The organism is Salinarchaeum laminariae (assembly GCF_023204835.1).
In the GTDB taxonomy this organism is placed as follows: Archaea; Halobacteriota; Halobacteria; order Halobacteriales; family Salinarchaeaceae; genus Salinarchaeum; species Salinarchaeum laminariae.
Genome location: NZ_CP096270.1, coordinates 1035201 through 1047169, shown reverse-complemented (window position 1 = coordinate 1047169; position 11969 = coordinate 1035201). Strand labels below are relative to the sequence as shown.

The window sequence follows — 11969 nt, the reverse complement described above, 5'->3', positions numbered from 1 at the left end:
GTAGAGTGGTTGTGGAGGATTTGGACGTCGTCAATTTTTCTCCGGGCAAACAGCGACCATGTACGGAAGCCCCCTCCCGCTCGACGGTTCTACCTCGCTGTGCTCCTCGCCTCACTCGCTACGCTCGTTCGGCTCCGGTGCTTGCGTCGGTGGAACACGACGAGCGGTCGGCCCCTTCCGAAGCCCCACCCATCGTGGTTCCCAGGAGCGTAGCTCGGTGGACCGGTCCACAGAGCGGAGCACCTGGATCCCCGTCGAGTTCAGCCGAACGGGGATCCATCGTGCTCAGAACCGACCCAACGGAATCGGGTGGGACTGAGCAGGATCTGTGATGCTGCGAAGGCCGGAAGAGCTTGCTCTTCCGGAAATGGAAGGGGCCGACCGCTCGGCGATCGTAACGACGTAAGCACCGCAGGCGAGTGAAGCGAGCCGAGGAGCGCAACGAGTTAGGATCGCCGAGCGGTCGGGGGCTTCCAAGCGGCCCTTCCAATTTGCTGCCCCTCCAGCACGCATCCCCGATCAATACGTCGGGTTCTCTTCCTCGACGCCTTCCCGCTGATTCACGAGCCGGGCCATCACGAACAGCAGATCGGAGAGCCGATTCAGGTAGACCATCGCGGCCTCGTTGGCGCCCTCCTGCGAGGCGAAATCCACAGCCCGCCGCTCGGCTCGCCGACTCACTGCCCGTGCCTGATGCAGTTTCGCGCCCTCGTCGGACCCTCCGGGGAGAATGAACGATTCCAGAGGTTCGAGTTCGTCCTGGAACTCGTCGATCCACGCCTCTAGCTCGTCCGCGTGCTCCTCTCGCACGACCGGATCGCCCTCCTCGGGATCGGGGTTCGCGAAGTCGGCCTGCACGACGTGGAGGTGGTTCTGGATCGCCGCCAGCGCCTCCTCGACGTCCTCGAACGCAGAGGGACGGACGGTCCCGACGACGGCGTTGAGTTCGTCGACCGTACCGTAGGCCTCGATCCGCGGGCTCGTCTTCGAGACGCGGGACATGTCTCGGAGGTCGGTCATTCCCTCGTCGCCACGGCCGGTGTAGATCTTCATGGCCGGGAGGAGGTGGGGCACTCACTTGGGTGTCCCGCCGAATCGCATCGGCCCACGGAGAGCGACGAGAGTGCATCCGGCAACAGATTCATTGTGGTTGTCAACGACGTTTACAGCATGGGGTCGAAGCAGATTCGTCTCGACGACGACGTGTACGCCGAAATCGCGGACGGAAAGCGCGACGACGAGACGTTTAGCGACGCGATCGACCGGATGGTGTCCGACTGGCGGCTTTCCGAGTGGGGAACCGGGCGATCGCAGTCTGAAATCGAGGCCCATCGGGAGCAACTGGACGAAATGGATCGCATCGACGCCGAGGAGACGGCGGAACTCCGCGAACAGCTCGGGATCGACGACGGATGATCCTCGATACGTCGTTTCTCATCGCCCTGGACGAGGGTGACGACGACGCGATCGCGCTCGCCCGAGAACAGGAGGCAGCAGGTATTCCCCAGCGACTTCCCGCGACGACGCTCACGGAACTGTACGTATCTGTGGGCGCCGGAAAGCGTCCGAACCGGAACGCCCGGAAGTACGAGGAGCTGATCGGCAACCTCCCGATCGTCGATGTCGACGCGAACATCGCACGACGAGCCGGAACGGAGTTCCGAGTCCATCTCGAACACGACGAGAAACCGGACATCGGGTTTCGGGACGCGACGATCGCGGCAACCGGACTCGTCTACAACGAGCCCGTGGTTACTGCCGACACGGACGATTTCGAGGCAGTCGATGGACTCCAGGTCGTGACCTGGTAGCCAGCGACGACTGCACGACCCAGTACTCGGCCGCGATTGAACCACGTTCGACGACCTCGTACAGTTCGTACTACGTCTACGTCGTCGACTGCCTCACACCCTACTGACTCTACTGCTACTACCCTTCTACTGGCTCTACTGCTACACCATCTCCTGCTCCGACATCTTCTGCATCCTCGACTGCGTCTACTCTCCCGGCTCCACCCGCGAGAGCCGCATCGCGTTCCCGGTCACGCCGATCGTCATCCCGGCGTCACCCGCCAGGACGGCCAGCCAGATCGGCACCAGTCCGAAGGGGACCGCGACCGCGAGCCCGGCCTTCACGGCGAGGCTGGCGACGATATTCTGTCGAATCACGCCGTTGGCGTCCCCGGCGAGTTCGTAGAGATAGGGCAGCCGTGAGAGGTCGTCGCCCATCAGCGCGACGTCGGCAGTCTCCAACGCGGTGTCGGTGCCCGCCGCGCCCATCGCCACGCCGACGGTCGCCGTCGCGAGCGCGGGGGCGTCGTTGATCCCGTCGCCGACCATCGCCACCCCACCGTCCGTTTCCGCGTCGAGCTCCTCGACGGCCGCGACCTTCTCTTCGGGCAGCAGCTCCGCGCGGAACTCGTCGACGCCGACCCGCTCGGCGATCGCGTTGGCGGTCCGTTCGTTGTCGCCGGTGAGCATGACGGTCCGCTCGACGCCCAGCTCCCGGAGCGCACTGATCGCGCGCGTGGCCTCGGGGCGGACCTCGTCGGCGACCGCGATGACGCCCTCCAGTTCGTCTTCGGTCCCGACCAGCACGACGGTCTTGCCCTCGGACTGGAGCTGGGGGACCAGCCCGTCGAGCAGGTCGAGACAGTTGTTCCGCTCACAGAGCTGCTGGGCCGTTCGGGTCACGACCCCGCCGTCCGTCGTCGCGTGAACGTGTGAGAGGTCGAAACCGAGCTCGTCGAAGAGGTCGGGTTTGCCCGCGAAGTGGGGCTCACCGTCCAGCTCCGCGCGGACGCCCTTGCCGGTGATGCTCTCGAAGGCCTCGACCTCGCGCTCGCCCGACGCCACCCCTGCCGCGCCGGCTTCCGCGACGATCGCCTCGCCGATGGGATGCTCCGAGCGAGCCTCCAGCCCCTGCGCACAGCGCAGGATGTCGTCCTCGTCGTTGCCGTTCAGCGGAACGACGTCGGTGACGGTCAGTTCGCCCTTCGTCAGCGTCCCGGTTTTGTCGAAAGCCACCGCGTCGACGGCACCCAGCGCCTCGAGGTGGTTGCCGCCCTTGATCAACACGCCGTGTTTCGCGGCATTGGTGATGCCCGAAACCACCGAGACGGGCGTGGAGATGACGAACGCACAGGGGCAGGCGAGCACCAGTAGCGTCAGCCCGTAGACGACCGCCGTCGGCCAGGTGACGCCCATCACGAACGGCGTTCCGAGCGTCACGAGGATCGCGAACGCGACGACTGCGGGCGTGTAGTAGCTCGCGAACCGCTCGACGAACTGCTCGCGCTCTGTCTTGTTCGCCTGAGCGTCCTCGACGAGTTCGACGATCCGGGAGAGCGTCGACTCGCCAGCGGCCGAGGTGACCTGGATCTCCAGATAGCCTTCCTCGTTGATCGTCCCGGCGTACACCTCGTCACCGACGGTCTTGTCGACTGGAACGGATTCGCCGGTGATCGGCGCCTGGTTCACCGCGCTCTCGCCGTCGACGACCGCGCCGTCCGCCGGGATCTTCTCGCCGGGGCGAACGATCACGACGTCGCCCACCACCAGCTCGTCGACCGGAACGGTCACTTCGGTAGCGTCGCGGCTCGCGGGTCGCTCGCGCTCCCCGCTCGCTCGTTCGGAGCCCACACTCCCGTCGGTCGTCGCGGGGTCCCGCCGGACTGTCGCCTCGTCGGGCGAAAGTTCGATCAGCTCCTCGAATGAGCTGCGCGCCCGCTGCATCGACGCGGTCTCCAGCAGCTCCGCGATCGAGAAGAGCACGGCGAGCGTCGCGGCCTCGAAGTAGAGCGCCTCGCCGAACCCGACGCTCGCGACGATCGCGCCGACGATCGCGGTCGACATCAGGAAGTCGATGTCGAGGCTCAGCTGTCTGGCGGAGACGTAGCCGCCCCGGAAGATCTCCTGGCCACCGGTCGCGACCGCAGCGAGGAACAGTGCGTCCGCGAGATGCAACTCGCTGCCCAGCAGATCCGCGACGTGGGGGTTCGAGCCCGAGAGCGGGAACTCGAGTGCGAGCCCGAAGGCGAGGAGGATGCCTGCACCGAGGGTTTTCAGCGCCCGCGGGCTCGTCCAGAGACTGCCACCGGAGCCGGCAGCATCTGCGTGCCCGCTGGCGGTGCCGTCCCCATTCGCACGATCGCCAGCGGCGGTCCCCGCGTCGCCGCTTCCCGCTCCAGTCGGCGGATCGACGACCTCGTAGCCAGCGGACTCGATCCCCTCGACGATCGTCGCTGCGGAAACCGCCGTCTCGTCGTAGGTGATCGTCACGGTACCGGTCGCCGGGAGCGTCTGATACTCGAGGATTCCGTCGATTTCGTCGAGTGCGTTCCCGACGGTGGTCGCACACGAAGCGCAGTCCATCGTGGGGACCGAGAGGCGAACGTCGACCGTGGCGGTCGACCCAGCGTCGCTCGCCGGATCGGCTGCCGCGGGATCGACGGGCGCGGAGTCGTCAACCACAGGATCGCCAGCAGCGGGATCGGCGGCCGGGGAGTCGGCTCCCGCTGCGTCGTCCGGGGCGTCGTCAGTCATTGATTCGACCTACTCGCTTCCACGTTATTAACCTAGCTGCGAAAAACGGCCATCTCAGTGGCTAACCTTGGCAAGTGATCGTGTTCGAGTTGTTAATTCTGCGGAGCGACCGGTCCGTCTGCCGAGGATTGGTCGGCCTACGAGTCGTCGTTCGACGGTTCCTGCGTCGACGGCTGGTCGCCAGCTGCCACGCCGATCGTCGTGACCGGCACGCTCGCACCGTTGATCACGCGCTCGGCGACGCTGCCGAGGAGCCGACGCTTGAGTGCGCTGTGGCCGTGCGTCCCGAGCACGACGAGGTCCACGTCGGCCTCCTCGGCGTACGCCAGGACCTCCGCCTCGGGAGCGCCCTCGCGGACGGCGGTCGCCAACTGTACGTCGGCCTCGGTCGCGAAGCGCTCGACCTGCTGGAGCGCCTCCCGGCTGGCTCCTTCGCCGATCTCGCGGATCGAGTCTTTCACGTCGGCCTTCGAGACCGTCAGCCACCCGGTGTCGGTGTCGACCACGAACAGCGCGTGGACGGTCGCGCCCGTCGCGGCAGCGAGGTCGACGGCGTGCTGGGCCGCGGCGGTCGCAGGCTCGCTCCCGTCGGTCGCGATGAGTATGCTGTCGTACATTCAGGCCACCCCGAACCCGAAGCTCGCGAACGGCCAGAGGTAGTACACCGCGACGCCGGTGAGCAGGGCCGGGATCGTCGTGTAGATCGTCGCGATAATCGCGGCCTTCATGTCGATCGCCAGCAGCGGGAACAGCGCGTCCCCGTCCTGGCTGATCGCGTTCGCGGTTAGGGCCGAGAAGGGGATCTCCCCCTCGGCGTAGAGCGTCGCGAAGACGATCTGGGGGGCACAGCCCGGCACGAGTCCGAGCATAGCGCCGGCGATCGGCGCGAACACGCCGGCGGCCGCGGCCAGGGCACCGATGTCCAGGGCGAAGATCGCCATGCCGTACTCGTAGGCGAGGTAGCCGCCGATGACCCAGACCGTAACCATCGCCGTCTCCATTGCCGCGTGCTGGAACGTCTCGTACGTGCTCGCGAAGGACTCGCGGATCCGACCTGCCTCCCCTTCACCGATGTACCGCCGGCCGACGAAGTGGAGGTAAAATGACGTCGTCGTACCGAGCAGTCCCGCGATCGTGAACAGCCCGAAGAACGTCGGCCCGAACTCCATGGCGACCTCCGGGGCACCGCGACGCAGGTACTCGACGCCGGCGATCAGGCCCGCGATTGCGACGACCCACCAGAGGACGTGAACGCCGTGGCTGACGGTCGTCATCGGGCCAGACAGCCAGGGCTCGCCAGCCGATCCGTACTCGGAACCCTGGGTGTGGTGATGCCCGTGTGCGTGGGCGTGGTCGTCCGAGTGCGCGCCGTCATCCGTGGAGGCAGCGGCGTCCCCGGGAGGTTGTGCTCCTGTGGACCCGTAATCGCCCGGATCGTAATCGGGGATGCTGGGGCCGCCTTCGGCGACGCTCGTCGTCGCGAAGCCGCCGTCGGTCATAGGCCGGCTGAACCGCTGGACGGCGCTGTCGACGCGACCGACGCCGAGCCCCCAGAGGTCGATCGCGTAGCCGAAGAGGATAGCCGAGAGGAAGGCCAGCCCGTAGGCGTACGCTGCTGCCTCGGGTGCGAGGGCGAGAATGACGAACGCGGAGTCACCCGCCGTCGCGGCGAGTGTCGCCACGACGGTACCGAAGCTGATGGTCCCGCGGACGTACAACGGCATCGCGACGATCGCACCGCCACAGCCGGGAGTCAGGCCGAGCAGTGCGCCCGCGAGAGGCTGGAGTCGCTCGTTGTTTTCGAGCCACGTGACGATGCGGCCGCCCGTGCGGTACTGGACGTAGCTGAACACGAGGACGGTGATCGCGACGAAAGCGCTCACCTGGACGAACCCGTCCCTGACCGAGAAGGCGAAGATGTCGATCGCTTCCTGCCTGCCGATCATTGGACGGTCACCAGTGCTGGCGGTCTGCGATGTAGTCGTTCGCGATCCGGGCGTCGACCAGAGGAGACGGCCGACGCGGAGTCAGATTGCATCATGTACGAGAAGTAGTTGTCGGCACGAACTATAAAGTAGTTTCCCTCTAACAGAATCATTAGATGCGTCTAATCATTGTGCGCAGGGCAGACGATTGACGACCCCGATTGGCCGATAGCGTTGGCGAGATACCGCAGCGAATCCGGAGAGGGAACCGGGAACAGGACAGTACGCTTGGTCGGACCCTCACGTTCAGGGGTCGACGCGGTTTGTCGTAGTGGACGCCGCCAATTCGTCGTTAAATGGGGAATAGAAGCCCTCAATCCACTCATCTATCGGTTCGGAGGAAGTCAACACCACGGAGAATTGGGACCAAATTTGGTATCGCGTTATCCGATATACTATTTAAAGAATGGGCGGCGAACTGGGCCACGAGCTGTCCGACGGGAACGGCGATCGGCCCGATCGGCGAGATCTCACAGAAATCAGTACGTTCAAACCTCGCGGCCCCCACGATCGAGCAATGAGCGACGCTGCCGAGAAATACTGTCCAGACTGCGACGAGGAGCAAACGTTCTGGCTGACGGCACGCACCGAGCTCCACCTCGGCCGAAAGCGAAAGTTCCGCTGCGAAGAGTGCAACTACGGCTTCGTCACTATCGACGGGACAGTCGACACTTCGGCCACGGCCTGAGGAAAACACGCATCTCGCAGGGCGCGACCTAAGGGAGTGGGCCAGTGGAAATCGCCCACTCGAGACCAAACCCCCGGGTTCGCCCGCATCCGAGACGGCTCGTGGTCTTGCTGATTGTACGCCCGTAGCGACGGCACCAGTCCACTCGAGCAAACCCGACGCAGGGCCCGCCCCGGGCGGTCGCCAGACCGGAGTGCACCCCGGCCGAGGCAGAGCCGAACGAGCTAAATCGTTCGACTATTTCGTGTTGTGGGCCCGGAACTTGCTGCGGCAATGATCTGACCCCACCGCGGTCAAGGTGGGTGTTCGGCCTTACTCGAATCCGCAGCGATGGGGCCCGAACCGCACGCACTGGAGGGGGACTCGTGCGTCGGACAGGGACATTCGGCTGCGAAGCGGCGAGCATCCTTCAGTCCGATCCACGAATATTCAACCTCCCAGAGCGGGGTTTCCGCATCACGAGCTGTTGCTCGCCGTCCTGCCAGTTGCCTCAGTGAGACGAACGTGAGCACGGCAGCTGACCGAAGACGCCCAAGATCGTCCGCCCTGAAGATGGCAGCTGCTGTGGACACTCTGGCGGCCTCCATCCCAAGACGTCGAACGACGAAATCCGCCCCAGTGGGAACGCCTGCCTGATCAGTATGCAGCGTTTGAACAGCAGCAAACTGGCCACCAATATATCGTATTTCGCAATATAGAATTTCGATCCAGCTGCGCATCTGAACGACGAGGGAACTCACGAGAAGGGTGACGCCCTCCGGTGATTGTCCGTGAATTGCAACGATCGAAAAACAGACTCCAGCGGTCCCAGATGTCGGGAGATACAGGCACTACCTATCGAAACGGCTCGGTGAGGTGGCCCCTCACTCCCAGATGAGCCATTCGCCATCGCGCTTCCGCAGCACGTGCTCATTCGTCAGTTCTTCGTCGTTGACGACGAGGTCGTACTCGACGGTGGCCTCACCGTCCGACTCCTCGAGGAGCGACGTGGACTCGATGGAGATGGTCGCACCACCGAACCCCGAGACGGACGGGTTCTCCGCAAGTGGGCCGTCGGGGTGAATCATCGAGCGGGCCGCATCGGCGTCGCCGTCGTCGATCGCCGCGTAGAAGTTCACGACCCGCTTCTCGGGGTCGCTGCGGCCACCGCCGTCGCCACCGAGCAGCCCGGAACAACCGGCCAGCGTCGCGATTGAAACGCTCGTCGCCGTCGTCAGGAATCGTCGTCGGTGCATCCACTGGCATCGTCCATTTAGGACCAGAAAGGCGTGATGGTCGGCACAATTTGTTCAGATTCGAGTCCAAACGGGGGCGAATCCATTCAATCCTGAATATGAAACGTCCAGTGGACGGCTACTCGATCTCGGCGACGAGTTCCCCGAGGTCGGCCACCTCGTACTCCGGCTCGAGCGGAAGCTCGACGTGGTCGTTGTGGGCCCGACGGACGTAGGCAGCGTCGACGCCGACCTTGCGGGCGACCTTCAGATCGTTCACCTTGTCACCGACGTAGACGGCGTCGTCGCCGGAACCGAGATCCTCGAGGGCCCGCTGGAGGTAGTGCGGATCGGGCTTCTTGCGCCCGATGTCGGTGAGCGTGGGCTGGCGGCCGTAGACCACCTCGAAGAGTTCGGCGAGTCCGTAGTGCTCGACGATCGTCTCGACGGTCGCGTGCTGATTGTTCGAGACGACCCCCATCGGCGCGGCGACGCCATGGAGCGCCTCGACGTCCGGAAACAGCCCCTTCCCACCGTTGCGGATCAGCTCGGACTGGTGGTTCGAGCCGGCGGTGTCCCTGGCGTGCCAGAGCTCCTCGGGGTCGAGCCCGTACTCGTCGGCGACTTCCTCGACGTCGTCGACGGTGACGCCGATCAGCCGCTCGACGTGCTCCGCCGCAGGGTCGGTCACCCCGACCTCGTTGAACGCCTCGCGGATCGCCGACCGGAGGACGTTCACGTCAGTCGGTTCCACGAGGACCCCGTCGTTGTCGAAAACGACCGCGTCGTACCCCATTCACGCTCCCGTTGGGGCCGGGACTGCTTGAGACGTTTGGGATCGGATCGCGAGGCGAACGTGCCGAGGGCGTTCGAGACGACGGTCACCACCGATCCGTCAGCGAGCAGCTACGCCGCTCGCCCATCGACGTATCCGGAACCCTAAACCGGAGCACGCGCCAACCTCCTCGCAGATGGACGTCGAGTCGATCCCCGAACTGCCAACCGGCGCCGTCGAGCATCTGCGCTCGGAGGGAGTCGACTCACTCTACCCGCCGCAGGCCGAGGCCGTCGAGGCGGGCGTTACGAAGGGGGAGAATCTCGTTGCGAGCGTGCCGACCGCCAGCGGCAAGACGCTGATCGCACAGCTCGCGATGATCTCGGCGATCGACCGCGGCGGAACCGCCCTCTACATCGTCCCGCTTCGGGCGCTCGCCAGCGAGAAGGCGGCCGAGTTCGAGGCCCTGGAATCGCTTGGGATCGACGTCGGCGTCTCCACCGGGAACTACGAGGCCAGCGGCGAGTGGCTCTCGAGCAAGGATCTCGTGGTCGCAACCTCGGAGAAGGTGGACTCTCTCGTGCGGAACGGCGCCTCCTGGGTCGAGAACCTCGGCTGTGTGGTCTCCGACGAGGTCCACCTCATCGACGACCCCGAGCGCGGGCCGACGCTGGAAGTCACGCTCGCGAAGCTCCGCCAGCTGAATCCCGGCGCACAGCTCGTCGCCCTCTCCGCGACGATCGACAACGCCGACGAGATCGCGGCGTGGCTCGACGCAGAACTCGTCGACACAGACTGGCGCCCGATCGAGCTCCGGATGGGCGTCCACTTCGGCGACGCCGCCCACTTCGACGACGGCGAGGACGAGGCCACGAGGGAGGAGCTCCCCGTCGGCGCCAGCGAATCAGCGACGGGCGCGATCGTCCGGGACACCCTCGAGGACGACGGCTCGACGCTCGTGTTCGTCAACTCCCGCCGGAACGCCGAGGCAGCCGCGGGCAGGCTGGGAAGCGTCGTCGAGCCCAATCTCGACCCCGAAGAACGGGCCAAGCTCGGCAGTCTCGCCGAGGAGATCAGAAGCGTCAGCGACACCGAGACCAGCGACGACCTCGCCGACGCGGTGGCGCAGGGCGCCGCCTTCCACCACGCCGGCCTCGCCAGCGAACATCGCACGCTCATCGAGGACGCGTTCCGCGATCGGCTGGTGAAGGTCGTGTCCGCGACGCCGACGCTCGCAGCGGGCGTGAATACGCCGAGTCGCCGAGTCGTCGTCAGGGACTGGCGGCGGTTCGATGGCAGCTCGGGCGGGATGAAACCGCTACCAGTCCTCGAGGTGCACCAGATGATGGGCCGGGCTGGTCGCCCCGGGATGGACCCATATGGCGAGGCGCTCCTGCTCGCGAAAGGGCACGACGAACTCGACGAGCTGTTCGAGCGATACGTCGAGGCCGATCCAGAGCCCGTGCAGTCCAAGCTCGCGGCCGAGCCCGCCCTCCGGACGCACGTGCTCGCCACCGTCGCGTCCGGGTTCGCCCGCTCGCGAGAGGAGTTGCTCGCCTTCCTCGACGAGACGCTCTACGCGAGCCAGACGGAGGAGGCGGGCCGCATCGAGCGCGTCGTCGAGGACGTGCTCGTCTTCCTCCAGCGCAACGGCTTCCTGGAACGTGATGGAGACACGCTTACTGCCACGAACCTCGGGCACACCGTGTCACGGCTCTATCTCGATCCGATGAGTGCCGCGACGATCGTCGACGGCATCGAGGACGCGCTCGTCGTCGAGGAGAACGCGGTAACCGGATCCAGCGGTGCCGAGGCAGCGATGGGGGGCGATACCGAGACACCGAATCCCGACGATGCCAAGCTGAACGAGGAGAGCGCCGGCGGCGGATTCACACCCGCCAACGAACTCGTCGACGATGAGCGAGACGCGACTCCCCTGGCCGACGATCGGGGAGCAGAGGAGGACGACGGGGGAGACGACAAAACTGGCGATGGCCCGGAGTACGACGAGTCCGTCTCGCTGACGCCGCTCGCGCTCTACCACCTCGTCTCGCGCACGCCGGACATGTACGAGCTCTACCTCAAATCCGGCGACCGCGAGAAATACTCGGAGCTGTACTACGAGCACGAGACCGAGCTGCTCGGCGCCGCGCCGAGCGAGTACGAGGACGACCGGTTCGAACACTGGCTCTCGGCGCTCAAGACCGCGAAGTTGCTCGAAGACTGGGCGGAGGAGCTCGACGAGGACCGGATTACGAACCGCTACGGCGTCGGCCCCGGAGACATCCGCTCGAAGGTCGACACCGCGGAGTGGCTGCTCGGCGCGACCGAGGAAATCGTCTCCGAACTCGACGCGCCCGTCGTGGACGACGTCCGCGAGGCCAGGATGCGCGTCCAGCACGGGGTCAAGGACGAACTCCTCGACCTCGTCGGCGTCCGGAGCGTCGGCCGCAAACGCGCCCGGCGGCTCTACCGCGCCGGGATCGAAGACCGCGAGGCGCTCCGGACGGCTGACAAGAGCGTCATTCTCGGCGCACTCCGGGGACGTGAGGCGACGGCCGAAACTATCCTCGAGAACGCCGGCCGAGAGGACGCCTCGATGGAGTCGATCGACGCCGACGAAACGGCCGAAAATGAGGCGACGCTGGCCGCGACCGGCGGTGCTGCCGACGGGAGTGGAGCCGACGGCGCCCGCGACGACGGTGACGACAGCGACCAGTCGAACCTGGGTGACTTTTCGTGACCGGGGCCGCCGCCGCTCGG

Annotated in this window: 10 protein-coding genes; 4 read left to right on the top strand and 6 right to left on the bottom strand. The window is 65.9% G+C overall.

What is annotated here, in order from left to right:
• Positions 1 to 519: 519 nt before the first annotated feature.
• Positions 520 to 1053 carry a cob(I)yrinic acid a,c-diamide adenosyltransferase gene (locus tag MXF70_RS04860; RefSeq protein WP_248517882.1) on the bottom strand — a complete coding sequence of 178 codons (534 nt, stop codon included), beginning with the start codon at positions 1051 to 1053 and terminating at the stop codon, positions 520 to 522.
• 117 nt (positions 1054 to 1170) lie between these two features.
• Here MXF70_RS04860 and MXF70_RS04855 point away from each other — a divergent pair, with 117 nt between their 5' ends.
• Together MXF70_RS04855 and MXF70_RS04850 are read left to right on the top strand one after the other, a co-directional pair.
• A complete protein-coding gene (locus tag MXF70_RS04855) occupies positions 1171 to 1416 on the top strand; it encodes an antitoxin VapB family protein (protein WP_248517881.1) in 246 nt (81 codons plus the stop codon).
• A complete protein-coding gene (locus MXF70_RS04850; RefSeq protein WP_248517880.1) occupies positions 1413 to 1811 on the top strand; it encodes a PIN domain-containing protein in 399 nt (132 codons plus the stop codon). The genes MXF70_RS04855 and MXF70_RS04850 overlap by 4 nt, the downstream gene beginning before the upstream one ends.
• A gap of 186 nt (positions 1812 to 1997) precedes the next feature.
• Here MXF70_RS04850 and MXF70_RS04845 read toward each other — a convergent pair whose 3' ends face one another.
• The 3 genes from MXF70_RS04845 to MXF70_RS04835 all read right to left on the bottom strand — a co-directional run bounded on the left by MXF70_RS04845 (position 1998) and on the right by MXF70_RS04835 (position 6490).
• Entirely contained in the window at positions 1998 to 4544 is a 2547-nt protein-coding gene (locus tag MXF70_RS04845; protein WP_248517879.1) for a heavy metal translocating P-type ATPase, read from the bottom strand.
• 137 nt (positions 4545 to 4681) lie between these two features.
• On the bottom strand, positions 4682 to 5161 hold the full coding sequence (locus tag MXF70_RS04840; protein WP_248517878.1) for a universal stress protein: 480 nt from the start codon (positions 5159 to 5161) through the stop codon (positions 4682 to 4684).
• Positions 5162 to 6490 carry a putative manganese transporter gene (locus MXF70_RS04835; protein ID WP_248517877.1) on the bottom strand — a complete coding sequence of 443 codons (1329 nt, stop codon included), beginning with the start codon at positions 6488 to 6490 and terminating at the stop codon, positions 5162 to 5164.
• 556 nt (positions 6491 to 7046) lie between these two features.
• On the opposite strand from MXF70_RS04835, the gene MXF70_RS04830 reads away from it, so the two are divergent.
• Entirely contained in the window at positions 7047 to 7217 is a 171-nt protein-coding gene (locus MXF70_RS04830; protein ID WP_248517876.1) for a DUF7838 family putative zinc beta-ribbon protein, read from the top strand.
• A gap of 863 nt (positions 7218 to 8080) precedes the next feature.
• On the opposite strand, the gene MXF70_RS04825 is transcribed toward MXF70_RS04830, so the two are convergent.
• Together MXF70_RS04825 and MXF70_RS04820 are read right to left on the bottom strand one after the other, a co-directional pair.
• Positions 8081 to 8452: a hypothetical protein gene (locus MXF70_RS04825; protein ID WP_248517875.1), complete on the bottom strand. Its 372-nt coding sequence runs from the start codon at positions 8450 to 8452 to the stop codon at positions 8081 to 8083.
• Positions 8453 to 8570: 118 nt separating this feature from the next.
• On the bottom strand, positions 8571 to 9227 hold the full coding sequence (locus MXF70_RS04820) for an HAD family hydrolase (protein WP_248517874.1): 657 nt from the start codon (positions 9225 to 9227) through the stop codon (positions 8571 to 8573).
• A 175-nt stretch (positions 9228 to 9402) separates the two neighbouring features.
• Here MXF70_RS04820 and MXF70_RS04815 point away from each other — a divergent pair, with 175 nt between their 5' ends.
• Positions 9403 to 11949, top strand: coding sequence for an ATP-dependent DNA helicase (locus tag MXF70_RS04815; protein ID WP_248517873.1), 2547 nt, complete (start codon positions 9403 to 9405; stop codon positions 11947 to 11949).
• The last annotated feature ends 20 nt before the right edge of the window (positions 11950 to 11969 follow it).